The sequence below is a fragment of the Streptomyces sp. NPDC102279 genome (assembly GCF_044766365.1).
Classification (GTDB): Bacteria; Actinomycetota; Actinomycetes; order Streptomycetales; family Streptomycetaceae; genus Streptomyces.
Window position 1 is genome coordinate 453,430 of sequence record NZ_JBIWLU010000004.1, and the last position, 23,375, is coordinate 476,804.

Annotated in this window: 22 protein-coding genes and 1 pseudogene; 10 read left to right on the plus strand and 13 right to left on the minus strand. The window is 70.2% G+C overall.

Going from position 1 to position 23,375, the window contains the following annotated elements:
• Positions 1–76: 76 nt before the first annotated feature.
• From ACIRQH_RS12010 to ACIRQH_RS12020, 3 genes are all read right to left on the minus strand, one after another.
• Complete coding sequence (locus tag ACIRQH_RS12010) at positions 77–670, minus strand: VOC family protein (protein WP_358818603.1); 594 nt, start codon at positions 668–670, stop codon at positions 77–79.
• A 118-nt stretch (positions 671–788) separates the two neighbouring features.
• Positions 789–1,343 (minus strand): dihydrofolate reductase family protein, encoded by a 555-nt coding sequence (locus tag ACIRQH_RS12015; RefSeq protein ID WP_404225485.1) that lies wholly within the window; start codon positions 1,341–1,343, stop codon positions 789–791.
• A 128-nt stretch (positions 1,344–1,471) separates the two neighbouring features.
• Positions 1,472–2,218 carry a DUF1838 family protein gene (locus ACIRQH_RS12020; RefSeq protein ID WP_404225487.1) on the minus strand — a complete coding sequence of 249 codons (747 nt, stop codon included), beginning with the start codon at positions 2,216–2,218 and terminating at the stop codon, positions 1,472–1,474.
• A gap of 158 nt (positions 2,219–2,376) precedes the next feature.
• Here ACIRQH_RS12020 and ACIRQH_RS12025 point away from each other — a divergent pair, with 158 nt between their 5' ends.
• Positions 2,377–2,895, plus strand: a complete 519-nt coding sequence (locus ACIRQH_RS12025; protein ID WP_404225489.1) for a GNAT family N-acetyltransferase — start codon at positions 2,377–2,379, stop codon at positions 2,893–2,895.
• 48 nt (positions 2,896–2,943) lie between these two features.
• Here the strand turns inward: ACIRQH_RS12025 and ACIRQH_RS12030 are convergent, their stop codons facing one another.
• Positions 2,944–4,161, minus strand: coding sequence for a saccharopine dehydrogenase family protein (locus ACIRQH_RS12030; protein ID WP_388932651.1), 1,218 nt, complete (start codon positions 4,159–4,161; stop codon positions 2,944–2,946).
• 117 nt (positions 4,162–4,278) lie between these two features.
• Here ACIRQH_RS12030 and ACIRQH_RS12035 point away from each other — a divergent pair, with 117 nt between their 5' ends.
• A complete protein-coding gene (locus ACIRQH_RS12035; protein ID WP_404225491.1) occupies positions 4,279–4,995 on the plus strand; it encodes a TetR/AcrR family transcriptional regulator in 717 nt (238 codons plus the stop codon).
• A 144-nt stretch (positions 4,996–5,139) separates the two neighbouring features.
• Here the strand turns inward: ACIRQH_RS12035 and ACIRQH_RS12040 are convergent, their stop codons facing one another.
• Positions 5,140–5,883, minus strand: coding sequence for a transporter substrate-binding domain-containing protein (locus tag ACIRQH_RS12040; protein WP_404225493.1), 744 nt, complete (start codon positions 5,881–5,883; stop codon positions 5,140–5,142).
• A 276-nt stretch (positions 5,884–6,159) separates the two neighbouring features.
• Between ACIRQH_RS12040 and ACIRQH_RS12045 the strand changes: the two genes are divergently transcribed.
• A complete protein-coding gene (locus ACIRQH_RS12045) occupies positions 6,160–6,780 on the plus strand; it encodes a TetR/AcrR family transcriptional regulator (protein WP_388878193.1) in 621 nt (206 codons plus the stop codon).
• A 72-nt stretch (positions 6,781–6,852) separates the two neighbouring features.
• On the opposite strand, the gene ACIRQH_RS12050 is transcribed toward ACIRQH_RS12045, so the two are convergent.
• Both ACIRQH_RS12050 and ACIRQH_RS12055 read right to left on the minus strand, forming a co-directional pair.
• A complete protein-coding gene (locus ACIRQH_RS12050) occupies positions 6,853–8,136 on the minus strand; it encodes a YbfB/YjiJ family MFS transporter (protein WP_388932658.1) in 1,284 nt (427 codons plus the stop codon).
• A 326-nt stretch (positions 8,137–8,462) separates the two neighbouring features.
• Positions 8,463–8,765 carry a muconolactone Delta-isomerase family protein gene (locus tag ACIRQH_RS12055; protein WP_388932660.1) on the minus strand — a complete coding sequence of 101 codons (303 nt, stop codon included), beginning with the start codon at positions 8,763–8,765 and terminating at the stop codon, positions 8,463–8,465.
• A 209-nt stretch (positions 8,766–8,974) separates the two neighbouring features.
• On the opposite strand from ACIRQH_RS12055, the gene ACIRQH_RS12060 reads away from it, so the two are divergent.
• The 4 genes and pseudogenes from ACIRQH_RS12060 to ACIRQH_RS12075 form a co-directional block, all read left to right on the plus strand.
• Positions 8,975–9,898 carry a LysR family transcriptional regulator gene (locus ACIRQH_RS12060; RefSeq protein ID WP_388932662.1) on the plus strand — a complete coding sequence of 308 codons (924 nt, stop codon included), beginning with the start codon at positions 8,975–8,977 and terminating at the stop codon, positions 9,896–9,898.
• Positions 9,899–10,144: 246 nt separating this feature from the next.
• Complete coding sequence (locus ACIRQH_RS12065) at positions 10,145–10,858, plus strand: SDR family NAD(P)-dependent oxidoreductase (protein ID WP_404225496.1); 714 nt, start codon at positions 10,145–10,147, stop codon at positions 10,856–10,858.
• 112 nt (positions 10,859–10,970) lie between these two features.
• Positions 10,971–11,339: a YybH family protein gene (locus ACIRQH_RS12070; protein ID WP_404225726.1), complete on the plus strand. Its 369-nt coding sequence runs from the start codon at positions 10,971–10,973 to the stop codon at positions 11,337–11,339.
• Between the two features lie 54 nt (positions 11,340–11,393).
• Positions 11,394–11,798 (plus strand): annotated as a pseudogene (locus ACIRQH_RS12075) (DUF6884 domain-containing protein); the annotation flags it as partial.
• A 458-nt stretch (positions 11,799–12,256) separates the two neighbouring features.
• On the opposite strand, the gene ACIRQH_RS12080 reads toward ACIRQH_RS12075, so the two are convergent.
• Complete coding sequence (locus tag ACIRQH_RS12080; protein WP_404225498.1) at positions 12,257–13,519, minus strand: TDT family transporter; 1,263 nt, start codon at positions 13,517–13,519, stop codon at positions 12,257–12,259.
• A gap of 939 nt (positions 13,520–14,458) precedes the next feature.
• Here ACIRQH_RS12080 and ACIRQH_RS12085 point away from each other — a divergent pair.
• From ACIRQH_RS12085 to ACIRQH_RS12095, 3 genes are all read left to right on the plus strand, one after another.
• On the plus strand, positions 14,459–16,018 hold the full coding sequence (locus ACIRQH_RS12085; protein ID WP_388878212.1) for an alpha-L-arabinofuranosidase B: 1,560 nt from the start codon (positions 14,459–14,461) through the stop codon (positions 16,016–16,018).
• 190 nt (positions 16,019–16,208) lie between these two features.
• Positions 16,209–17,375: a serine hydrolase domain-containing protein gene (locus ACIRQH_RS12090; RefSeq protein WP_388878215.1), complete on the plus strand. Its 1,167-nt coding sequence runs from the start codon at positions 16,209–16,211 to the stop codon at positions 17,373–17,375.
• Positions 17,376–17,614: 239 nt separating this feature from the next.
• Positions 17,615–17,986 carry a GNAT family N-acetyltransferase gene (locus ACIRQH_RS12095; RefSeq protein WP_404225501.1) on the plus strand — a complete coding sequence of 124 codons (372 nt, stop codon included), beginning with the start codon at positions 17,615–17,617 and terminating at the stop codon, positions 17,984–17,986.
• Positions 17,987–18,035: 49 nt separating this feature from the next.
• On the opposite strand, the gene ACIRQH_RS12100 is transcribed toward ACIRQH_RS12095, so the two are convergent.
• The 5 genes from ACIRQH_RS12100 to ACIRQH_RS12120 form a co-directional block, all read right to left on the minus strand.
• Positions 18,036–18,926, minus strand: a complete 891-nt coding sequence (locus ACIRQH_RS12100; RefSeq protein WP_404225503.1) for an STM4011 family radical SAM protein — start codon at positions 18,924–18,926, stop codon at positions 18,036–18,038.
• Between the two features lie 7 nt (positions 18,927–18,933).
• Complete coding sequence (locus tag ACIRQH_RS12105) at positions 18,934–20,289, minus strand: STM4012 family radical SAM protein (protein WP_404225505.1); 1,356 nt, start codon at positions 20,287–20,289, stop codon at positions 18,934–18,936.
• Entirely contained in the window at positions 20,286–21,092 is an 807-nt protein-coding gene (locus ACIRQH_RS12110) for an STM4013/SEN3800 family hydrolase (RefSeq protein WP_388878382.1), read from the minus strand. Before ACIRQH_RS12110 ends, ACIRQH_RS12105 begins: the two co-directional genes overlap by 4 nt.
• Before the next feature lie 61 nt (positions 21,093–21,153).
• Entirely contained in the window at positions 21,154–22,311 is a 1,158-nt protein-coding gene (locus tag ACIRQH_RS12115; protein ID WP_404225728.1) for an STM4014 family protein, read from the minus strand.
• A 34-nt stretch (positions 22,312–22,345) separates the two neighbouring features.
• A complete protein-coding gene (locus ACIRQH_RS12120) occupies positions 22,346–23,308 on the minus strand; it encodes an STM4015 family protein (RefSeq protein ID WP_388878231.1) in 963 nt (320 codons plus the stop codon).
• Positions 23,309–23,375 lie beyond the last annotated feature (67 nt).

The following is a 23,375-nucleotide window of genomic DNA, read 5'->3' on the forward strand; positions in this document are numbered from 1 at the left end:
TACTGCACGCCCGTGGTCGGAGGCGCCGAACCGGGCGGCCCGGATCTGGAGAGTAGACAGGAGAGTGATCCGGTGTTCAGCCCCTGACGTGGAACTCGTTGCCGCCGGCGTCGCGGAACTCGCCCGGCTCCCAATCGCGTTGGCTGACCTCCAGGCGCAGCCTGTTCCGGCCGGCCTTCGGCGCGGCGGGCGGCCCCATCACCAACGAGACGCTGCTGAAAGGCTCCTTGCGCAGCCGTACGCCCCAGTCGTGGTAGTCGACAGCGTGCCAGTCGGCCTGGGACTGCCAGAAGGCCGACTGCGCGTGGCGATCGTGCTCGGCGACGTCGAGGCAGATCGCGACGAGACCGGAGTCGGCGAGCACACCGGGGTGACCGGGACGCAGCACGCAGAACTCGTTGCCCTCCGGATCGGCCAGCACATCCCACGGGACGTCTCCCTGCCCGATGTCCACCCGCCTCGCACCGAGCCCGAGCAGGCGCGCCACCTCGGCCTCCCATTCCACCCCGCCCGCCAAGTCGAGATGAAGCCGGTTCTTGTGTGCCGGCTTCGGCTCCGAAGCCGGCACACAACGCAACTCAAGGCCGCCCGTCCGCCCCCGAGTTGCACCCAGCCAGAAGCGGCTCATGCCCGCCACATCAAGCGCGTCGATCACGATCCCGGCGAGCATCCGCTTCCTTCCCTCCGCCGAACGCAGGCCCGCTCATTGTCTCCAATGGTCGGACTGAGGGGGTTGCGGAGGGGCGCGATCGTGGGATGCCCCCGGTGAACCCATGCCGCACACGCAGCTATGGGGCATACGTCAGGGTGACGACACCCGTCGCGCTCGGTGTCGCCGCCACGAACTTCAACGCGTGCGGTAGCGCGGTGTCGAAGAGGCGTTGTCCCTCGCCGACGACTACGGGGTGGACGCTGAGGTTGAGTTCGTCGATCAGGTCGTGCTGCAGCAGCGTTCGCATCAGGGTGAAGCTGCCGTACATGATGATGTTGCCGCCGGGCTTCTGCTTGAGCTCGGCGACCGTCTGTGCCGCGTCACCGGGGAGGGCGGTCGCGTTCCAGGGCAACGGGCCCCTCAGCGTGTTCGTGACGACGACCTTGGGAAGGCTGTTCATCGCCTCGGCGTAAGGGCCGGTGTTGTTCGACCAGGCCTTCTCGAGGGTCTCGTAGGTCGCTCGTCCCAGGAGAAAGGTGTCGCTCGCCAGCAGCGCGTCGGTGGCGTGCCGGCGTGAGGCGTCGTCGAAGTACTCCAGGGCCCAGCCGCCGCGATCGATCTCGCCGAACCCACCCGGATCCTGTACGACGTTGTCGAGCGTGACGAATGATCCAGCGAGCAGCTTGCGCATGACGGTCTCCGTCCTCGGGGCCGGCCGATCCGGCCCCTCTGGATGGAGAGACTCGGGCCGGCTCCGAAAGGAATCGGTCGAGCTGTCGGGACGGTCGCCGAAATGCGACCCGCCCCGACACGATGCGTCTACGCCGGCGGGTTGAGGCTGCGGAAATACGTCCAGCTCGTCTCGTTCGGCTCGCTCCACTTCTCCGGGGCCTGGGCGAACTTCGGGCGGTGGTCCGCGATGTAGGCGCGGGTGCGTTCGGGGACGTCGGCATAGGAGCTGAGCTTGCGGCCGCGGCAGTGGTACGTGAGGCCGCCGGGGCGCTGCCCGCGTGCCATCCAGGGGAGCCACGGGGACATCCGGGTCCACGACATCGTGGCGGGGACGCTGGGCGCGGTACCGGCCAGGTCGGCGCGGTCGGCGAAGAACTGGAAGAGTTCCAGCGCCTTGTAGGTGTCGCCGGCCGAGTGGACGGGGTACTGGGCGACCGGCAGCGGTGAGGGGTAGGAGAGCGGGATCTCCAGGCTGAAGCAGACCTGTCCGCCGAGGTCGGTCATCGGGACCGGGAAGGGACGCCACTTCTGGTTCGCAGGATCGTTCCAGACGTGCACCACCGGCAGATCCTGCCAAGTCTCCAGGATGTCGCGGGTGAGGGGATCCAGATAGAAGGCGGCCTCACGGGTGAGCAGACGGTAGGCGTCCGGGCCGTCCTCGGGATCCTGGACCAGGCGGGCGACATTGATGCCTTCGAAGCCGAAGACGCGCTGGTACGGCTCGTCGGGCGACCAGGAGTACACGTCTCCGGTCCACCAGTACGTGATCTCCTCGCCGTCGAGCGACGCTCGGGTGCGGGCCAGGGAACGGAGCAGCTCAGCGGGTGTCGTCATAGGGAGTACTCTGCGCGACGGCCGCTCCGGCCGGACGGCATTCACCGCGATCGGGCCCGGGGGCGACCGGAACAGGCCGCCCCCGAGCACCTGGCCGCCCCCGAGCACCCGGGCGCCCGCGCGGCCGTCGGCGCAGCCACCGGGACGAAGGAGTGCGCGTGAATCACCGACTGCAAGGCCCGCCGCCCACCGCAAGGCTCTCCTTCCGGCAGATGACCGAAGGCGATCTCGACGACATGGCCGCACTCCTCGGGGATCCGGACGTCATGCGCCACTACCCGAGGCCCAAGACCCGGGAGGAATCCCTGGCCTGGATCCAGTGGAACCAGCGTCTCTACCGGCAAGAGGGGTTCGGACTCTGGCTGGTGACTCTCCGGGCCACCGGAGAGTTCGTCGGAGACTGCGGCCTGACACCCCAGGAGATCGAGGGAGTCACGGAGTTGGAGGTCGGCTACCACGTGCGGGCCGACCTCCAGGGGAACGGCTGTGCCACCGAAGCCGCGATGGCCTGTCGCGACCACGCCCGCGACGCCCTCGGCGCGACGCGCCTCATCGCGATCATCCGACCGGACAACCTTTCCTCGCAACGGGTCGCCACGAAGATCGGTCTTCCCTTCGAGCGCGAGGCCGTCTCCCGGTCAGGTCTGCCGGTCCTCGTTCATGCCGCGTCGCTGTGACGACCGGGCCTCGAACGCGGTGCGGACCGTCACGGCCCGCACGGCGGGTCACTGCTCGCGCATGCCCCAGGGGGAGCCGTACGCCGTCAGCAGGTCCAGGAAGGGGCGGGCCGGGAAAGCCTCCGGTCCGAGGACACCGGCACCGGTCCAGGCGCCGGTCGCGACGAGTTCGAGGGCGACGACCGGATTGATCGCCGTCTGCCAGACCACCGCCTGGCTGCCGTACTCCGCCATGGACCACTGGTTGTCGACCACGTGGTAGAGGTACACCTCGCGCGGTGCGCCGTCCTTGCTGCCGCGCACCCAGGTGCCCGCGCAGGTCTTGCCGTGCATGCGCTCGCCCAGCGTCGCCGGGTCGGGCAGACAGGCCGCCACGACGTCCCGGGGAGACACCGCGACCGGGCCGTCGGCACCCGCGACCGTCACGGGCTCCGTGCGGTCCAGCCCGAGCAGGTGGAGCGTCTTGAGCGTGTCGATGAACTCGTTCCCGAGGCCGTACTTGAAAGTGACGCGCCGGGCATCGACCCAGCGGGGCACCAGCAGCACCTCCTCGTGCTCCACGTTCACGCACTCGACCTCACCGATGCCCTCGGGAAAGTCGAACACCTCGGGTTCGCTGAACGGCTCGGTGGTGAACCAGCCGCGGTCCGCCTCGTACACGACAGGCGGGTTCAGGCACTCCTCGATGGTGGTCCAGATACTGAAGGACGGCGCGAAGTCGTAGCCGTCGACGGTGAGGTTCGCGCCGTCACGGATGCCGATCTCCTCGATCTCGTCGAAGAGTTCGTCGGCCGCGAACCGCGCGAACACATCCGACAGGCCCGGTTCCACCCCCATGCCGACGAGTGCGAGCGCGCCCGCCTTCTCCCAGTCGGCCGCCTCCGCGAACTGGCCGTCGCCGAGCTTGACCCCGCACTCCTCGTACGGCCGCTCCGGGTGCGGCCGGGACAGCGACATCGCCATGTCGAGGTAGTTCGCGCCGCTCGCGCGTGCCGCCTGGAACAGCGGCATGACGAAGCGGGGGTCGGTCGCGTTCAGCAGGACGTCGCAGCGGTGCAGGGCCAGCAGGTCCGCCACCGCCGCGGTGTCACTCGCGTCGACGCGGGCCGCGACGAACCGCGGGTCGTCGCCCACGGCCGTGACGGCGGCCTCGGCCCGGGCAGGGTCGTAGTCGGCGACCACCATCGCGTCGAAGAACGTACGTCGCGCCGCGATCCGGGTGATCGCGGTCCCCACACCACCGGCTCCTACGAGCAGTACACGCATGGCAAGAACTCCCTGTCGGTCCTACGGAGAACGAGGCGCGCCCTCGTGAGAGATACAACGCCCCGGTGTCGCGTAAGGTCAATGGCGTTGGCGTAAACGTCCACCGTGGAGGTCAGCGTGGCGAAACCGGTGGTGCCCGAGGAGAAGCGGCGGCGCCGCCGACCCACCCGGAGCGGTACCGTCCTCTCCGAGCAGCTGATCGTCGAGACCGCGCTGCGCATACTGCGCGAGCACGGCAGCGCCGGCTTCACCGCGCGCCGCCTGGGCCTGGCGCTCGACTGCGACCCGAGCACGCTCTACCGCTACTTCCGCGGCATGGACGACCTGACCCTCGCCATCGCCGACGCGCTCATGGGCGAGGCACTGCGGGGCTGGGAACCGACGGGGGAGTGGCGGGCCGACCTGCGGGCCATCGGCCTGCGCATCCACGCCGCCTACCTCGCCCACCCGCAGGCCGCCCAGCTGACCACCAGCCGGGTCAGCGGCCGAGCCAACGAGCTGGCGGCCGACGAGGCCGTCCTGGAACTGTTGCGCACGGCAGGCTTCCAACTGCCCGACACGGTGCGGATCTACCACGCCTTCATCGACCAGACACTCGCCTTCGCCGCCCTCGACGCGGCCTCCCTCGCCCTGCCCAGCGCCGCGCTGCGCGCCGACGAGGCCATGTGGCGTTCCACGTACGCCCGACTGCCCGCCGCGACCCATCCCCGTATCGCGGAGGCGGCCCCCCTCCTCGCCACCCGCATGGTCACCAGCGCCTACCCGACGGCTCTGGACATGCTGCTGGACAGCGCTGCCGCGCAATTGGCGCGGTCGGCCTTCCGGGAGGGATGAGTGCGTCCGGCTCCGCGTCGCCCTCCATCGAAGCAGCCGCCCCTGAGTGCACGGGTTCCCGCGTCGCCTCACCGGCGGCCGACGCCCGCCATCGCGCGGTCACTTCCTCACGGTTCGGCGGAAGCGGCGAGGCCTCCGAACGCCTCATCCCTCCATGCGGGCGGGCGGCGCGAGCAGAGTCTCGGACTGGTGTGAACGGCGCAGCGCGTCGGCCACGAAGCCGTCCGCCTTCAGTTCCTCGACCACGTCGTGCAGGAACCGTACGGACTCGGGCGCGCGCTTCCGGGACGTTCCCACCGCCTGCCGGATCTCCATGAAACGATCCTGGATCAGCCGGACCTCGCCCGCATTCGCAGCCACGAACTCGGTCATCGGCTGGCGGATCCCGGCCGCGACCTCCAAGCCGCGCGTACGGAAGACGTCCACGCCTTCGTCGCCGCGCACCACGGTCGCCTGCCGCAGGGTCCGGCTCAGGAAGAGGTCGTACGCGGAGCCGTGCTTCACCCCGACCCTGACGCCGGGCCTGTCGACGTCGCCGGCGGAGCCGAGGGCGGAGTCCACGGGCACGGCGTACACGCCCTCGATCACCACGTAGGGGGCAGTGAACGCGACCTGCGCCTCCCGCGCCGGTTCGACCGCAAGAAAGCAGATGTCCGCCCCGCCCGACGCCATCACCTCGAACGACTTGCGTGCGGCGTCGAAGCACAGCAGTTCCACCGGCACTCCCAGACGCCGGCCGATCTCCCGGGCGACGTCCACCGTGACCCCACCAGGCTCGGCGGGCGTGCCCTGCGCGAGGACGGGGTTGCCCAGGTTGATCGAGGCCCTCAGAACTCCGGCCGACGCCAGGTCCTCGACGACGGAAGGGGTAGCAGTCGCGATCTCCATGGGGGCGGAGTCTAGGGTCTGTCGTTTGGATCATGCGGCGAGACCTGGGGCAGGGCACACACTCGAGTGGGGCAGGGTGCGTGCAGATGCAAGGCGGAGGAGGACGAAGCCGAGAGTGGGGGAGTCGGCAACCGACGACAACGCCGCTGGGGGTCCCCCCTGCTCGAAGAGGTTGGGGGAAATCGACAAGGCGCCGCACCGATGCGCCACCTGATCCGAACGACAGGCCCTGGGTCAGACCGGTCATCGATAGACGACCGGTCGTACACTTCACTCATGGGACGTACCAGCGACGCGAGAGAGAAGATCCTCGGCGCCGCGCAGTCACTCATCGAGCTGCGTGGCTATTCGGCGCTGGGGGTGGCCGAAATCTGCAAGGCGGCCGGTGTGCCGAAGGGGAGTTTCTACTACTTCTTCGAGTCCAAGGAAGCTCTTGCTCTCGCTGTGATCGACGAGCAGTGGGCCGGGCAGAAGAGCGCCTGGGCCAGGGCCCTCGGCAGCGATGACGAACCGCTGATCCGACTCCGGCGGCTGTTCGAGGACACGGAAGCCTCCCAGCTCGCCGGTCAGCAGAGCTGCGGCACCGTATCGGGCTGCATGTTCGGGAACCTCACCCTGGAGATGAGCAACCAGACCGAATCCGTTCGGGAGAGGCTGCAGGCGATCTTCGAGGAGCAGGTCGGCATGGTCGAGTCGGTCGTTTCCGAGGCCCTCGCTCGCCACGACATCGCCGTGGCCGACAGCAGGGAGGCCGCACGAGCGGTCGTTGCCCAGTTGGAGGGCCAGGTCCTGTTCGCCAAGCTCTACAACAACACCCAGCAGCTCGGCCCCCTGTGGTCGAACTGCCTGGCACTGCTCGGCGCGTCCATGCCGCAGGAGCCCGTGGCGGGGATCTGACGGCCGTCGGCCCCGCGGCGACCGTCCGGCTCAGGCCCGGCGCCCGGAGCACCGGGCCGGGCCTCGGCTCCCTCAGCCGGCACGCCCCTCCGTGGCCGCACCACGCTTGGCGGTTCCGGACCGCCCGTCGGGCAGGTCGGGGTGCGCCACGACGATCCGGTGCGGAAACCCGCTCCGGAGGACGGCCGCTGACACGGCCGCCGCGAGAACCACCCCTGACGCCAGCAGCAGCGCCTGTCGGTATCCGTGCTGGAGCAGGGGCGCGACGAGAAGAGGGCCGACGATCTGACCGACGGAGTATCCGGCGGTCAGCAGGGCGACGGACCGAGGGAACCGCAGATGGGCGCCCGTGCCGAGCGCGAGGGTGCTGATGCCGATGAACGTCGCGCCGAACAGGACCGCCGAGATCAGAGCGGCCGAAACGCTGTCGAACAGAGCGGGCAGGGCGATGCCCACCGCCTGGATCACGAGTGCGGCGCACAGCAGGCCCGGCCGGGACCAACGGCGTCCCAGCCAGGCCCACAGGGCGGAAGAAGGCAGAGCCGCCAGACCGACCACCACCCAGGCGCCGCTGCCGATCCAACCGGGTGAGCCCTGCTCGATCGCGGCGACCAGAAAGGTGCCGGCGACGATGTAGCCGACGCCTTCCAGGGTGTACGAGGCGAACAGGGCGGTGAACCGGCGCCCGGTGCGTGCCGTCCGTGCAACGTCGCCGACGGGATCGGGCCCCGCCGTTGCCGCGGGCGGTTCCGGTGCGGCTTCGGGGCGGAGGTTCCACGCCTGGACGGTGAGGAGCGCGGCGAGCAGGGCCGCGGCCCACCATGCGGCCCGCCAGTCGGCGAAGGAACGTACGGCGAGGACAAGCAGACCGGACAGAGCGATGCCGGCGCCGACGCCGCCGAACGCCCAGCCGGGAAGGTGGGCCGGATGCTCGCGCAGGTGGCTGAACAGGGAGCTGACCGCGATGACGAAGACCAGCGCACTGGCCACCCCGGCGAGCAGCCGCAACGTCATCCACAGGGCCGTGCTGTGCGTCACGGGCATGGCCGCCAGACTGCCGACCAGCACGACCAGGCTTGTCCGCAGGAGGGCCGGGGAGCGAACCAGGGAGGGAGCCAGGATGCCGGCGAGTGCGCCGACGAGGTAGCCGACGTAGTTGGCGGTGGCCAGATGGGCTCCCGCGCCAGGGGACAGGCGCGCCTGGGTGTGCATCAGGGGAACGATCGGGGTGAAGACGAACCGGCCGACCCCCATGGCCGCCGCGAGTGCCGCGGCGGCCTGAAGGATGTGGCCCCAGGCTGCGTGCCGCGAGACGGCCTCCTTGGCGGCGGTGGGCAGGGGGCTTCTCAACGGCATGAGGGTCCTCGGAGATCCTGGAGGGCGCGGCGCGGCGCGGCACGGCGCATCGCGGTGGTGGCAGCGCGGGCAGGGCGATGCGCGCGGCGATGGCGGCGAACCGGCGGGGCGGCTGGGCAGGGCATGCCCCGCCGGTGGAGGTGGTCGGGGCGGGTCGGCTGCCGGTGCGGTGGAGCGTCGGCCGGGCTCGGCCCGCGACCAGGGCGGAGCGTGGGTTCGTGGGTCTCCCTGGAGCTGGGGCGCGTCGCACCTCCACGTCGGCCGGGTCCCGGGTGCCGACACCCGAACCCGGGGTCACGCCCGGGGGAGCTGAAGCGGAGGACGGCTCACGCCGTGGTGTCGGTGCGCCCCGGGTCGTTCGGGTGGGATTCCAGCGGGGTGACCTTGAAGGTCATCCACGGGCTCAGCGGAAGGGTGCCCAGCACCTTCTCCCTGAGGTCGTCCTCGTCGTCGCCGCGCCAGATGCCGACACTGCGCAGTTCCCCGACCGGACGCCACAGCCGTGCCAGGTGGCCGGTGGCGGCCAGTTCGCGTGCGTGGACGGCCTCGGCGGCCCGCCGCCGGTCCACCTCTTCCTGCGGTGTCCCTTCGGGGACGGTCGTGGTGATCTCGACAAGGAACTCACGCATGGTCGTTCTCCGTTCGGTTGTGAGGCGGTGCGGCGGTGTGGCCGGTGACGCGCCGCCGCGGCGCGGACGTGAGCGAGCAGCCGCCACCGGCGGGAGCTCTGCGTTCACTCGCCCTCGGGCATGCATGTGTCCATCGTCCGCCCGCTCCCGGAGGCGCGCCACGACCGGCCGTCTCCCTGCTGGTAGCCACACCCTCCTACCGACGTAGCATGACCCGTGTGGAACTGCGCCAGCTGCGGTACTTCGTCGCCGTCGCCGAGGAACTGAACTTCGGCCGGGCCGCCGAGCGTCTCCTGATCGCCGGGCCGTCCCTGTCCCAGCAGATCAAGGCCCTCGAACGCGACCTGGGCGTGCGTCTGTTCGACCGAGATCGCCGTTCGGTCTCCCTCACGCCCGCCGGTTCGGCTCTGCTGCCCCATACCCGAGCCCTCCTGGAAGGCGCCGACGAGCTCCAGATCCGCGCCCGCAGGCTGTCCGGCTCGGAACCCGTCCGCCTCGGTTACGTCAACTGGCTTCCGCCGGACCTGACGGCGCGCACCGCCGCCGTGGCCCAGGTCCACATCGACGCCTGGGTGGCGCCCTCGCACGCCCAGGCCGCACGGGTCGCCGAGGGAAGCCTGGACCTGGCGGTCTGCTGGGTGCCCTCCAGTGCGCTGGAGGATCTCGGCCTGCGGGCCCGTCTGATCGGCGCGGACCGGCTCTACGCGGTCGCCCCCGGAGACGCCACAGGGGAGGTGTCCGCCCCGGACACCGTCGTGCTCCTCGACGACGACACCACCTCCTGGTCGTCCTGGAACGCCTATGGCGAGGCGCTGGCCAAGGACACCGGGTCGCGCGTCGTGCGGATCTCCGACGGGGGCATCACCGGTCCTGCCTTCTTCGATCACGTCCGGCGCATCGGCGGCCCCGTGATCAACTCGCCCAAGGGGCAGACCACTCCGCTGCCGTCCGATCTGGCCCGACGTGCCGTCGTAGGGCCCGAGGTCCACTGGACCTGGTCGCTGGTCTGGCGTCGGAGCGAGGTCCGTTCCTCGGTCCTCTCGGCGGTGGACGCACTGTGTGACGGCGTCGGCGACCTCGGTCTTCAGGAGTCCGGTGCCTGGCTGCCGGACTGCGATCCGTACCGGCGGTAGCCCGATGCGCCAGGGCGCCCCCTGATCACCACCAGCCCCACTGAGCTGGGCTGGGACCTCTGAGCTGCGCTGGAAGCCTGCGCCTACCACCTGGGAGGAACTCGGTCCCGGGGGCAGGCCCGCCGACCGTGGACGCGAGCGTCGGCATCGCTTACCTTCGCATTAGTCGACCGGTCGGCTAGTAAATCGGTCGGCAACCGTCCTCCCTTCTCGGACGGGTCCCTCGATCACACGGAGAACGTCACCATGACCACTCAGGACCAGAAGGTCGCGATCATCACCGGCGCCTCGCAGGGCATCGGAGCCGACCTCCTCACCGCCTACCGCAAGCAGGGCTACGCCGTCGTCGCGACGTCCCGCACCATCGCTCCCGTCGACGACCTCGACGTCCTGACGGTCCAGGGAGACATCGCCGCCCCCGAGACAGCGGAACGGGTCGTCGCGGCGGCCATCGAGCGCTTCGGCCGCATCGACGCGCTCGTCAACAACGCGGGCCTCTTCGTCGCCAAGCCCTTCACGGACTACACCGAGGACGACTTCGCGACCGTGACAGGCGTCAACGTCGCCGGCTTCTTCCGCATCACCCAGCTCGCCATCGAGCGGATGCTCGCACAGGGCGGCGGCCACATCGTCAACATCACCACCAGCCTGGTCGACAACGCCGACGCCCGCGTTCCGTCCGCGCTGGCCTCGCTGACCAAGGGCGGCCTGCAGTCCGCCACCAAGTCCCTCGCCATCGAGTACGCCACGCGCAACATCCGGGTCAACGCGGTCGCGCCGGGCACCATCAAGACCCCCATGCACCCCGAGGACACCCATGAGGCCCTCGCGGGGCTGCACCCGGTCCGCCGTATGGGCGAGTCCTCCGACATCGTCGACGCGGTGATGTATCTGCAGCACGCGCCGTTCGTCACGGGCGAGATCCTCCATGTGGACGGCGGGATGAGCGCCGGTCACTGACCCGGCGGGTCCACCCTTGGAGGTGTGGGGTGTCCCTGGTGGCGCACCCCACACCGTCCACCACACCGGCAGGCCTCAGGCCCCGATTACCAGGAGCACCCTGATGGACACCATGAAGACCAAGGACGACGAAGCGGTCCTGCGTGACGTCCTGGACCGGTGGAAGTCCGGCGTCGACGCCCACGAGCCCCAGCAGGTCGCCGCGCAGTTCACCGACGACGCCATTTTCCAGGGCCTGCACCCCTACAGCACCGGGAGGCGAGGTGTCGCCGCCTACTACGACTCGCAGCCCCTGGGTATGGAGGCCGCGTACCAGGTGCTCGAGACCAGACGGCTCTCCGAGGACCTCGTCCTCGGCTACCTGGCCGTCGACTTCTCCTTCACCGACCGCCCCACCGTCGGCGTCAATCTCAGTGTCCTCGTACGTCGGACGGCCGAGGACTGGCAGATCGCCCACTACCACGTGTCCCGCCTCCCGTAGGGACCGTCGGCTCCTACCGGCCACCACGCCACACACTGGAAGAGGACGACAGGCATGACAGCGAACGGCCATCTCGACTGCTTCGAACCCGAGCTGGTCGTCATCCCGTGCGGTAGCCGCAAACTGGGCCGGCGCGCACCGGCGGGGGACCTGTACGTGGGTTCTTACCATCGTGCGTGCCGGAGGGCGGCGGAGGCGCTGGAGCCCGGCCGGCTGCTCATCCTCTCCGCGCGGTACGGTCTGCTCGACCTCGACGACGTCATCGAGCCGTACGACACTCCCCACGGTGCTGCCGACTCCATCACGGCCGACGCCCTCTTGGAGCAGGCGCGGCAACGCGGCGTCGTCCTCCGCGGGCCTGTCGTGGCCCTCGGAGGCGCCCGGCACGTGAGCCTCGTCCGCGCGATCTGGCCGGAGGCCTTGACCCCCCTGGCCGGGACGCGCGGCATGGGGGAGCAGATGGCTCGACTCGCGGCGTTGCGCACGGCGAGGGCGGGCAGCCGCAGCTACTCGGCGGATCGTGAGTCGGTCACGCCCGTGAACGGGACGATCGAACAGCCCCTTGCACGTCCCACCGGGCGGATGACGGGGCCAACTCATCCCAAGGCGTTACAGCGGCGTCAGCACGACGACCATCGCCAACGGCGGCGGCCACGGGGCTGCCCACCTCCCCCAAACGCGCCAGGTGCGCAGCGGTGGTTGGAGCGGAGACACCAGGCGGTGCCTCCCTCGGGACGCGCCACGCTGCGACCGAGCAGGGGCATCGGCCGGCCCTCCACGCACCGACCGAGTTCGCCCACACCGACCAGACAACGACCGACTCGGTTCCCGTCGATCTCGGCAGGGGGATCGTACGAAAGCCACGATGGGCCTGCTCCCACGCTCGGAGCAGGCCCATCATCAACTTTCGGGGGCCGTCAGCCCTCCTCGTCGGCGGTCAGGGTGACGCAGACGGACTCGCCCGCAGGGTCGAGAGGAGTCACCCGGGCCTCGGCGACAGCAAGTCCGCGGGCGCGGACGGTTCCCGTGAGCGGGGCGGTCCCGTCGACGCGAGTCGCCGCCCCGACGGCAGGACGGCGCCCATGTCCTGCGACGATCCTGCGGCACATGTGGTCGACGGCATGGAGTGCGGAGCGCCCGGCCACGACGATCCAGGCGAGGACGAGAAGCCCGTAGGACGCCACGGCGATCCACTTGAACGCATCCGAACCCGACTGTGCGGCAAGGGTGTTGGTGGCCGTCACGCAGGCACCGACCGGAAAGATGAACGACCACCAGGTGGCCGCGAAGGGCAACCCGATCCGGATCGTCCGTACCGTCAGCCCCGCGGCGAGCGTGAGCCACAGCATGGCGAAGCCCCACACCCCGAGCCCGCCCAGCAGTGCGAACACCGCGGTCCCTTGTGCGTAGGGCGCGGGGAGCACGCCCGGCGACGCCGCGGCCAGCGCGCCGAGCGCCGCCACGGACTGCCCCAGGGCACCTGCTCCGATCCACACCGTGGGCACCACTGCTCCGGTGGGTGCCTCGTGATGGATCAGGCGGCCGTAGATGAGGGTTATCACCAGCAGTGCCGCGACGAGACCGAGTCCGAGCATCGCGTAGCAGCCCAGTAGCAGAGCGAGGCGTAGCTGCCCCGCCGGTGCGTGGGGGATGAGCAGCGCGCCTGTCGCGGCCGAGACCATCGGCGGCACCACGGGCATCAGCCAGCCCCCGAACGCCGCGTCCGGCGCGAAGCGGTGCCGCGTGACCATCAGGTACGGGATCGTGCAGGCCGTGACAAGACCGAGCACCGTTCCGAGTGACCACAGCACCCAGTCCACGCTCAGTGCCGCCTCGCTTCCGATCAGCGGGCGGCCGAGCAGCAGTGTCCCGGCGCCCACCGTGAGCAGGGCCACCGGGGGCGCGCCCAGGAACTGCGCCATCACCGGATCACCGGCGTGAAGCCGCAGGGCTCGCTGCCGGAGGTAACCGGCAGCGAGGAGGACCAGCAGGAGCGCGGCGCCCAGCCAGACCACCATGGCGCCGGTTCGCAGCCCGGGGAAGGTCCATGGCAGCGTGACCGCGGCGTTGGCGACGATGCCGGTGCCCATCACGGCAGCGAACCAACTGGGACCGAGGGGTGGACGCGTCGTCCTGTTTGCCGCAGGCGCCATGGGAGGGGCGGACGGGGAGGAATTCATTTCTCGAACCCTATGGGCGGGTTGAGGCAGGGCAGTCGCTGATGTCCTGATGTGAGCGCTGTACGGCACACACTGAGGGCGGGCATAGATCCCGTCCGAGCTTGAGGTCGTCGGGTGCCGCTCGGGGGCTGGATCATCGGTCCGGTCGACGCCAGGAGGGTGGGGCCTCCAACGCTCCGGCGGGTCGTTCCGCGACTGGGTGCCGAGCCGGGGCGAGCCTGGACCCGTAGGTCCCGACGGGAAACTCCCGACCGTGCGGAGGACGCTGAACGGCGCTGATTTCAGGCGCACTTCGGAGGAGTTGGAAGAAACTCTTGCGCACCCCACGGACGCGGTTTAGCGTCTGTGCCACTTGAGCACCCACCCCTCCTGCTCGACATTGCAGCAGATTGTTAGCGCTAACAAAGCGGTTCGGGAGCCTCGCGTGGGACGACGCGAGGCCCGTTCCGTCTGGCAGAGCCTGACGACCGCTCTCCGCCCGACCGGGGCCCCGCCGGGGTGCTCTCCCCGTTCTCGGCGGTGACCTGCCTTGCCCGGGCCGACCCATGAACATGTGCGGCACGACCATGTCGCCGTAGCGGCATCACCAGAACGGCTGCCCCCCAGACGCCGGATGGGCCCCACCCACCTGACGGCGTACCACGCATGCTGCCGGACCGTATCCACGGCCGGTCGTCACTCGCGCCCTCCGGGGGCGCGACGTAGGCACAAGCGCGGAACAGCACCCGAAAGTCGGACGGACCGGGGCGTACCTCACCTTGCGGTCGACCAGCACGGTCGACCGTTGCCCGCAAACGTCAAGCCCTGCCCTGCCTTGCCGTCCCCTGCCCCTGCCCTGAGCTGTGCGGTCGCGACCATCGGCCTGCCCGGACGGGAGCCCGATCCAAGCCATCCGGTGCACGGGAATCTCCGGAAACCACCCAGGAATCGAGGACACAGATGAGAGGACTTCGGTCCGTTCTTCGCCGCCGTGCCGCCACCCTGACGGCAACCCTTGCCGCCGTGCTCGTCGCGGGGGCCCTCACGGGAACGACGGCCTCCCAGGCCGCGACGTCCCAGCCCTGCGACCTGTACGCCGCCGGGGGCACCCCGTGCGTGGCCGCCCACAGCACGACCCGCGCCCTGTACGGCGCCTACAACGGGGCGCTGTACCAGGTGCGCCGTGCCTCGGACAACGCCACGCGCGACATCGGGGTCCTCAGCGCGGGCGGATACGCCAACGCCACGGCACAGGACTCGTTCTGCGCCGGAACGAGCTGCGTCATCACCGTCATCTACGACCAGACCGGCCGGAACAACCGGCTCACCCAGGCACCCCCGGGCGGATTCAACGGGCCGGCCGCGGGCGGCTACGACAAGCTCGCCAACGCCACGATGGCGCCGGTCACCCTCAACGGCAACCGTGCCTACGGTGTCTTCGTCTCACCCGGAACCGGCTACCGCAACAACGCGACCAACGGAATCGCGACAGGTGACCGGCCCGAGGGCATGTACGCGCTCTTCGACGGCACGCACTACAACGACGGTTGCTGCTTCGACTACGGCAATGCCGAGACCAACAGCCGCGACAACGGCAACGGCACGATGGAGACCGTCTACTTCGGCAACAGCCGAGGGTGGGGATCCGGCGCCGGCAACGGCCCCTGGGTCATGGCCGACCTGGAGAACGGCCTGTTCTCCGGAGTCAACCCCGGCAACAACGCGAACGACCCGACCGTGAACCACCGCTTCCTCACCGCGATCGTCAAGGGCGAGCCGAACCACTGGGCCATCCGTGCCGGAAACGCCCAGTCGGGCGGACTGTCCACCTATTACAACGGAGTCCGGCCGAACGCCTCCGGCTACAACCCGATGAAGAAGGAGGGCGCGATCATCCTCGGCATCGGCGGCGACAACAGCAACAGCTCCGCCGGAACCTTCTACGAGGGCGTCATGACCTCCGGCTATCCCTCGGACGCCACCGAGAACGCCGTCCAGGCCAACATCGTGGCGGCCGGCTACGCACAGGGCTCAGGCGGCGGGACCGCGCTCAACTCCGGTTCGACGATTTCGCTCCGCGCGACCACCGCCTGCTGCACCAGCAGCTTCCTCAGCCACTCCGGCGCGAGCGTCGCCACCGCGGTGGTCACCTCCGCCGGCGCGGCGACCGACAAGGCCAACGCCTCCTGGATCGTGCGGCCCGGCCTGGCCAACAGCGCCTGCCGCTCCTTCGAGTCGAAGAACACACCGGGCAACTATCTGCGGCACCAGAACTTCCAGCTCTACCTGCACCCCAACGACGGCAGCGCCCTGTTCGCCAACGACGCCACCTTCTGCTCGCAGGCCGGTGTGAACGGGCAGGGCAACTCGCTCGTCTCCTACAACTTCGCCGACCGATACATCCGCCACTACGCCAGCACCGGATACGTCGCCTCCAACGGCGGTTCCAACACCTTCGACGCCACGGCCCTCTGGCCCGACGACGTCAGCTGGGCAGTCGCCGCTCCCTGGACCCCCTGATCCCCGGGCGGGGCTGGCCGTCCCCGTCAGGGCGTTCACCCCCGCCCGCACCCCCAGCACCGGCGTTCGTGCCGCCTGCCGCGCCACGGACCGGCGCGGGCTGATGACCCATCGCGCCGGGGGCTATCCCCACGCGGCTCCGGGGGTGCGCCGGATGCCCCTCTCCGTCGGGTGAACCTAGCGTTCGGCCATGACCTCGACTCCGCGCAAGCACCTCGCCCTGGCGCTAGGCATCGCCGCGCTGCTCGCCGCCGAGGTGGGCACCGCCGCCGCCCAGCCCCAGAGTTCCTCCTCCGCACGGCAGTTACGCCAGGACACCCAGGCGATCCACACCCTCGGCGTCAGCGGTGTCCAGGCCCGCATGATCGAACCCGACGGCCGGCAGACCGTCGCGATCAGCGGAACCGCCGACCTGAACACAGGTCACCCGGTCCCCGCCGACGGGTACTTCCGCATGGCCAGCACCTCCAAGACGCTGGTCGCCACTGTCATCCTCCAACTGGAGGCCGAGAGGCGGCTGTCCCTGGACGACACCGTCGATCACTGGCTGCCGGGAGTGGTGCACGGCAACGGCAACTATGGCAGCCGGATCACCATCCGGCAGCTCCTCCAGCACACCAGCGGCCTTCACGACGACCTGCCCGGCTACAGCACGCCGCAGGAGTACTACGAGCAGCGCCACTACGTCTACAGCTCACGGCAGTTGGTCGCCCGCGCCATGGAGCACGCGCCGGACTTCCCTCCGGGTGAGGGCTGGCAGTACTCCAACACGGGTTACATCCTGCTCGGCACGATCATCCGCCAGGCCACTGGCCACCCCGCCCACCGGGAGATCGAACACCGCGTCCTGCGCCCGCTCGGTCTTGCCCGGACCCGGTGGGGCGGCACCGCGTCATCCCTTCCCCGACCGCACGCCGAGGCCTACCAGCTGTTCGGCCCCCGATCACGGGTGGACGTCACGGACCAGGTCCCCGTGGACCACGAGAACCTCTCGTTCGTCACGACCACACGGGACGAGAACCGCTTCCTCCGCGCGCTGCTGGGAGGCCGCCTCCTGCCGCGCCGGCAACTGGCCGAGATGAGGCGGACCGTCGCCGTGAACGCGGAGGTCCAACAACTCTGGCCCGGCGGCCGATACGGGCTCGGGCTGGTCGAACGCCCCCTGAGCTGCGGAGGGACCTACTGGAGCCATGAGGGCGGCGACGGCGGCTACATCACGCTCAACGGCGTCACGGCGGGCGGAAGGCGAAGTGTCGTGGTCTCCATGTCCGAGGCGCGCGGCGACAGCCTGGAGCACATCCTGGAACAGGAGCGGGCAGCCAGTGGCCTCGTGGACCACGCACTGTGCGGCCCCTGAATCAGCTCGACGGTCCTGCGGGGCCCTGACACAGTGACGCGGTATGGCGAACTTCGAGCTGGTGACCGCCGAGGACGTGCAACTCATGCAGGGGCTGGCGCAACGTGTCACGGCGACTCGTCCGGACCTGGTGAACGCCGAAGCCACCTATGGTGAGTTGGCCTGGAACTGGGGCAAGGGGTACGCCGGGGCGGGTGCGACCTGGCCGCGTCGGCTGTGGTTCTCCGACGGGATCCCGCTTGGACGCCTGGGCCCCGTCGACGTACACGGCAGAGGCCCACGAAGGCGTTCGGCAGACCGTGGGGTACCGCGGCGACCTGCACGTCCTGGTGCAGGCGCCGGACGGAACGATGGAGGCCTCGACCATCATGTGGCTGGACGAGGTGAACAGCACCGCCGAGTTCGAGCCGGTCGGGACCCATCCGGACCACCGACGTCTGGGACTGGGCACGGTGATGATTCTCCACGGCATGCTGCTCGCGCGCACGGCGGGGGCCGTGCACGCGACGGTCCCCTGCCTCGGCGCGCCGGGGCATCCGAGGGCACGCGGTCTGTTCCACAGCGTCGGGTTCTGGGAACTCTCCCGGGACGCCCCGCTCGTCAAGGTCTGAACCGCGTGATCCAGAAGTTGCCTGAAGACGGGGCGCGGTGGTGCTCGGTTCAGACCGACCGGCGTGCCGAGATCACCGGCAGAAGGTCCCGGTCCGACAGCATTCGGGGCACGCGTTCCAGTACACCGCCCGCGAAGACGTCGTACAGCGGCAGCGTCTCCAGATGCACATAGCCGATGTGGCAGTCGCACTCGGTCAGCGGACAGGGGCGTGGCGCGAGCGCGGTCCGGTAGGAACCGTCGTACAGGTTGCCCAGTTCGCTGCGCACGAAGTGGCAGCGGCGGACGACTCCGTCGCCGTCCACCGAGATGACGGACTCTCCGGTGCGACAGGGCAGGCCGGCCGAGCGGTGCGGGTGACGGCTGAAGGAGAAGAGCGGGTCGAGCGCGGTCCACTCGGCGGCCCGCTCGTCCGAGTAGGTGTGCCCTTCCGCGGCGTTCACCCACAGGTACACCTGCTCCGGGAGCTGCTCGCGCAACCGTCGTGCCGGTTCCAGATGCTCGGGCAGGCCGACGATGCCGACACTGAAACGCACGCCCAGGGAGGCGAGTTGGCGTGTCTTGGCGAGGAAGCGTTCGTGTGGCGTCTGCCCTGGGTGGTACGTGCACCACAGCGCCACCGTGTCCCGGTCCGCTTCCTCGAGCCAGTCGGTCCGGCAGCTCAGGTTCGTCTGGATCGCGACACGCTGGATGTGGGGTCGGTGGGACAGCTCCACGAGAGCACGGCGGTACCAGGACCGGACCAGGCCCTCGCCCCACGGGGTGAGGAGCACCGACAGCCGGTCCCCCCGCTGCTCGCCCGCCCACGTGGTGAACCGCTGCAACGCCGCGCGGTCGGCGCGTAGTTGGGCTGTTGTGTCCCGGCGCTTGGCGAACGGGCAGTACGGGCAGTCGTAGTCGCAGGAGGCCAGCGGGCCGCGGTACAGAATCGTCAGGTCCACGGCGGTCTCACTTCAGTTCGTAGGCGGTCATGGCGTCCCGCACGGCCGGGGAGAAGAACTCGGGGCCGATCGCGTCCGAATGGGCGAGCCCTGCGGGTGACAGGCGCAGCCGACCGTCGCCGGGAGGCGTGAGCCATCCCCGTGCGGCGAGGGTGTCCAGTTCGGAACGGAAGTGGTCCGAGGGATCGGAGCCGAAGCGGCGACGATAGTCCGCCACGGACAGTCCCTCGGCCTGGAGCAGGGACTGAAGCAGGTGTCTGCGCCGGGCCTCGTCCTCGTCGACGCGGCGGCCGTGCAGGACACGGGAGAAGTCCTCGGTGGCGGTGTAGTCGTCGATGATGCCGCGGATCTCCCGCATCGACACGGCGTAGTCGAAGGAGTAGTGCAGCGTCGAGGTGTACGACCGGGCGCCGCAGCCCAGGCCGATCATGCCGTCGGTCTGGCAGGCGTAGTCGTCCGGTCCCTGGGGTGGTGCGTCCGCGCGGCGGAACATGCGCATCGACACCTGTTCGTAGCCGTGTGCCAGCAGGTGTTCGCGCCCTTCCCGGTACCGGCGCAGCCGCTGTTCGTCCCACTCCCGGTCGGCGCTGTGCGGGCCGGTGTGCCGGCCGAGGCCGGTGAGAGGGCGGATGTAGAGCGGGTAGAGGTAGATCTCTTCCGGCTGCCAGGCCAGGGCGGCGTCCAGGGAGTGACGCCAACTGGCCGCCGTCTGGCCGTCGATGCCGTAGATCAGGTCGATGTTGAGGACCGGTACCGCTGCCTCGCGGATCCGCGCGAGTGCCGCTTCCACCTCGGAGCGGCGCTGCGGCCGTGCCGCCGCGCGGGACTCCTCCTCGATGAAGCTCTGCACTCCCAGGCTGAGACGCGTGGTGCCACGCGCGACCAGCACGGCCAGCCGGTCGGCGGTGGCGGTGGAGGGAGAGGCCTCGACGGACAGGGGGATCGAGCGGAGGTCGGCTCCCATCTCCTGCTCGGCGATGTCGCACAGCCGCTCCAGTTCGCCGGCGTCGAGGAAGGTGGGTGTTCCACCACCGAACGCGGCGTTGGCGAAGCGCGGAGCCTCGTCGTCGCCGAGTGCCTCGCGTACCGCCACGGCCTGGCGTCGCACCGCGTCCAGGTAGCGTCCGGTCAGATCGTCGGGCGCCCCGATCCGGGTGAACAGGTTGCAGAACCCGCAGCGGACCTCGCAGAACGGTATGTGCACGTACAGCGAGAGGGAACTCCGGGACTCGCCCGCCCACAGGTCCTTCAGCGCGGGGCGCGGGGTCAGGGGACGGTAGGCGGTCTTGTGGGGGTAGGCATAGGTGTAGCTCTGGTAGGGGCGCGGTGTCTCGGTCGTGGCGGCCACGGGAATGAGGGTCATACGGTCGGCTCCAGGAAGAAGTGGCTGTAGGGCACGGTCCACACGCAGTCGTGGCCGAGGCGGTGGCCCGTGTAGCCGTCGTCTCCGTAGGCGGTGCCGTGGTCGGAGCAGACGATGGCGAAGCAACGGCGCCGGGAGCTCATGGCGGCGAACAGTCGGCCGACGTGCCGGTCGACGTACTCCAGGGCTGCCGCGTGGGTGGCCCGGTTGTCGCCGGTCTCACGGGTCGCGCCGGGCTGGTGGAACCAGTTCGGCTGGTGCAGTGCCGACACGTTCAGGAACAGGAACAGCCGCTGCTGGGGCGGAAGTTCGGCGACCGTCTTCTCGGCCTGCGCGACCTGGGCCTCGAACGAGGTCGGAGAGGCCACCGAGAACTCCGGCTCCCAGTGGCTCTCCTGGAAGAGGCCGGGCAGTACGTTCCCGAGCGCGCCCTGCTTGTTGAAGAAGCCGACACCGCCGACGCACACCGTGCGGTAGCCCCGGGCGGCGAGGCCGGACACCAGGTCCGGGGTGTCGAAGACGAACGTGCGGCCCGCTGTTGTCTCGCTGCCCGCGAACCGTGCCGCGAACAACCGCGGATGCTGTCCCGGGGAGGCAGGCGTGGGGAGGAATCCAGCGAACATCGCCTGGTGGGAGGCGTAGGTGAAGTTGCCCGGCGCGTGCCGTCGCTCCCAGGTGCCCCCGGGCAGATGGGCCGCGAGGTTCGGAAGGCGGCCGGCGGCGGCGAGTTCGACGGCCACGTCGTGGCGCAGGGTGTCGAGCGTGAGCAGGAGCAGGTCGTCGCGGCCCACCACCTCGTTCATGTCCGGCGTGTCGGCCGCACCGGGGGTGGAGGGCGTCTCGTGCGCGGTGGCCCGGTCGGAGTCAGTCGGGATCATGTGCTGTCCTCGGTGGTGCGTCGAGCGGGCGAGCGGGGCGTGCGGGGAAGCGGTCGGGTGAGACGGACTGGACCGCCGCGACCTGGGCCGCATACGTGTCCAGGCCCTCAGCGCCACTGCCGGGCAGTCCGGTCAGGCGGGGGAGCAGGTCACCGAAGGCGTTGACCTCACCGACGGTGAAACGGCGCCAGCCGATCGCGGGAAGCAGATCGACGCCCACACACAGGGTCCCGGGGAAGCAGGCGGCGGCGCGCTCGCTGATGTCGAGCGCCCACGCCCACCGGTCGCCCGCCAGAGCGCGTACGGCCGCGAGATCACCGCGCGCCCCGCCCAGATGCAGATTGGTGAGGGGAGAGCGACTCGTCCTGACCACGGCGTGGGTGGCGCGCCCCGCCACGACCACGACCCGCAGATCGGCGGACCGGTCTCCGAGCGAGGCCTTCGGCAGCCAGCGCTCGATGTGCAGCCCGTCCGGCGCGAGCGTGTCCACGATCGCCGCGACCTCCGCCTCGTCCGTGTAGCGACGGATCCGCAGGGAGTTGTGGAGACCACCGTCCGCCGTGCGCTCCACCGAGGTGGTCGCCCGGACCCGGCCGGTGGCGCTCGTCTCGACGGCCAGCACCCCCGAAGCGGACGAACCGTGAGCGAGTTTGACGAACGCCCGCCGCAGGCCGGCCTCCTCCATGCGGACCCGCACGTCGCTCCAGCTCTCGACGGGCCGCTGGACACCGGAGGTGGGCGACTGCGGCACCGGCACGCCCGCCGCGTCGAGACGGGCGTGGCACAGCCGCTTGTCGAAGAGCACGGCCAGATCCGCGGGGTCGTCGAGGCGCCGGCCGCCGCGCAGCGACCGCACGCCGTTCAGGAAGCCCGCGTACCAGCGGGCGGAACCCTCGACCCGGGTCGGCTCGTCGGTGCCGCGCAGCAGGCGGTCCACCTCCGCGTTCTCGCCGGGGGAGTCGAGCCGGACCATCTCGTCATCGGCGAAGTCGTGCCCACCGTCCCGCAGGACGTCGAGCCATTCGACGACGCGGGGCGTACCGCAGCCCGCCTTCTCGACCGCTGCCGTGAACAGGTCCACCCGTCGGTTCTCCCCGTTCGCGACGACCGCCCACTTCACCGGCGCTCCCGGCTTCTCGCCCATCGTTCTACCTCGTCGCGCGTCGCGGCGGTCGGTGTCACTCACCCACCGCGACGAAACGCCAGACGGTCCCGTCCTCCTCCTCGTCGGACTCCGCGTCACCCTGACCCGCGTCGACCTGCACGCCGGCGGGCTCCAGCGTCTCAAGGAGGCGGGTACGAAGCGCCGAACTGAGGTAGTTGTGGTGGAGATCGAGCGTCTTGAGGTGCGTCAGCGGCTGGCCCGACAGCAGCGCTGTCGCGCCGTCGTCGGTGAGCACGCCCATGGAGACGTCGAGATCCTCCAGGCGCGCCACGACGGGGGCCGAGGCCAGTGCCCGGCACACGTCGTCCTGGATCTCGCTGTTGCGCAGGCCCAGGCGGATCAGACCGGGCAGCCGGTCACCCGCGAAGAACGGCTCCAGGTCGGAGACGTCGGCATCGCCTCCGTACTCCGAGGTGCCCAGCCACAGGTCGAGTGCCACGAGGGCCGGCAGGTCGCTGCCGGCGATACCGCGCACCACCTCGACGGGCATACCGCCCGTCTCGACGACCAGACTGCGCAGCCGCTCGTGCCGGACGGCCGGGAAGATCAGCTGATTGCCACCCCGGACGCCGAACTGCTCCAGGGCGGGGAAGGCCTGGAGGAGGGGAGAGACGTCCCCTTGGACGATCCAGGAGATCTCACACTCCTCCATGACGATGTCGCCGAGGAACAGACCGCGCAGCGCGGGCAGTTGGTCCCGCGCTGCCACCAGGGCCCCGATCACCGCGTCCGGAGCCGTGTCGTACACCTCGCTCCACGCGCCGACGATCAGCGCCCGCACCTGCCGTGTGTCCACGGTCGCCAGGAAGCGGGCGAAGGCGTCCTGCCACTCCTCCTGACTGTCGTAGGAGTCCACGCCGATGCGCCAGGCGACGGAATCGGGAGCGGGAAGCGACGCCGATGACGAGTCGTCGGCGTCGGGGAAGGTGAAGGCCGGCAGGCCGTGGAACTCCTTGAGGTGGCTACCGATGGTCATGCGGACCCGCTCCTTCGTACTGCTTCCGGTGGATCGACGATCGTGGTGAGTCCCGCTCCGCGGACCG

What these genes read in the sequence shown, in the direction of transcription:
- ACIRQH_RS12010 (WP_358818603.1), bottom strand. Translation starts at nt 670, where the DNA reads ATGCTCGCCGGGATCGTGATCGACGCGCTTGATGTGGCGGGCATGAGC.
- ACIRQH_RS12015 (WP_404225485.1), bottom strand. Translation starts at nt 1,343, where the DNA reads ATGCGCAAGCTGCTCGCTGGATCATTCGTCACGCTCGACAACGTCGTA.
- ACIRQH_RS12020 (WP_404225487.1), bottom strand. Translation starts at nt 2,218, where the DNA reads ATGACGACACCCGCTGAGCTGCTCCGTTCCCTGGCCCGCACCCGAGCG.
- ACIRQH_RS12030 (WP_388932651.1), bottom strand. Translation starts at nt 4,161, where the DNA reads ATGCGTGTACTGCTCGTAGGAGCCGGTGGTGTGGGGACCGCGATCACC.
- ACIRQH_RS12040 (WP_404225493.1), bottom strand. Translation starts at nt 5,883, where the DNA reads ATGGAGATCGCGACTGCTACCCCTTCCGTCGTCGAGGACCTGGCGTCG.
- ACIRQH_RS12045 (WP_388878193.1), top strand. Translation starts at nt 6,160, where the DNA reads ATGGGACGTACCAGCGACGCGAGAGAGAAGATCCTCGGCGCCGCGCAG.
- ACIRQH_RS12050 (WP_388932658.1), bottom strand. Translation starts at nt 8,136, where the DNA reads ATGCCGTTGAGAAGCCCCCTGCCCACCGCCGCCAAGGAGGCCGTCTCG.
- ACIRQH_RS12055 (WP_388932660.1), bottom strand. Translation starts at nt 8,765, where the DNA reads ATGCGTGAGTTCCTTGTCGAGATCACCACGACCGTCCCCGAAGGGACA.
- ACIRQH_RS12060 (WP_388932662.1), top strand. Translation starts at nt 8,975, where the DNA reads ATGACCCGTGTGGAACTGCGCCAGCTGCGGTACTTCGTCGCCGTCGCC.
- ACIRQH_RS12065 (WP_404225496.1), top strand. Translation starts at nt 10,145, where the DNA reads ATGACCACTCAGGACCAGAAGGTCGCGATCATCACCGGCGCCTCGCAG.
- ACIRQH_RS12070 (WP_404225726.1), top strand. Translation starts at nt 10,971, where the DNA reads ATGAAGACCAAGGACGACGAAGCGGTCCTGCGTGACGTCCTGGACCGG.
- ACIRQH_RS12080 (WP_404225498.1), bottom strand. Translation starts at nt 13,519, where the DNA reads ATGAATTCCTCCCCGTCCGCCCCTCCCATGGCGCCTGCGGCAAACAGG.
- ACIRQH_RS12085 (WP_388878212.1), top strand. Translation starts at nt 14,459, where the DNA reads ATGAGAGGACTTCGGTCCGTTCTTCGCCGCCGTGCCGCCACCCTGACG.
- ACIRQH_RS12090 (WP_388878215.1), top strand. Translation starts at nt 16,209, where the DNA reads ATGACCTCGACTCCGCGCAAGCACCTCGCCCTGGCGCTAGGCATCGCC.
- ACIRQH_RS12105 (WP_404225505.1), bottom strand. Translation starts at nt 20,289, where the DNA reads ATGACCCTCATTCCCGTGGCCGCCACGACCGAGACACCGCGCCCCTAC.
- ACIRQH_RS12110 (WP_388878382.1), bottom strand. Translation starts at nt 21,092, where the DNA reads ATGAACGAGGTGGTGGGCCGCGACGACCTGCTCCTGCTCACGCTCGAC.
- ACIRQH_RS12115 (WP_404225728.1), bottom strand. Translation starts at nt 22,311, where the DNA reads ATGGGCGAGAAGCCGGGAGCGCCGGTGAAGTGGGCGGTCGTCGCGAAC.
- ACIRQH_RS12120 (WP_388878231.1), bottom strand. Translation starts at nt 23,308, where the DNA reads ATGACCATCGGTAGCCACCTCAAGGAGTTCCACGGCCTGCCGGCCTTC.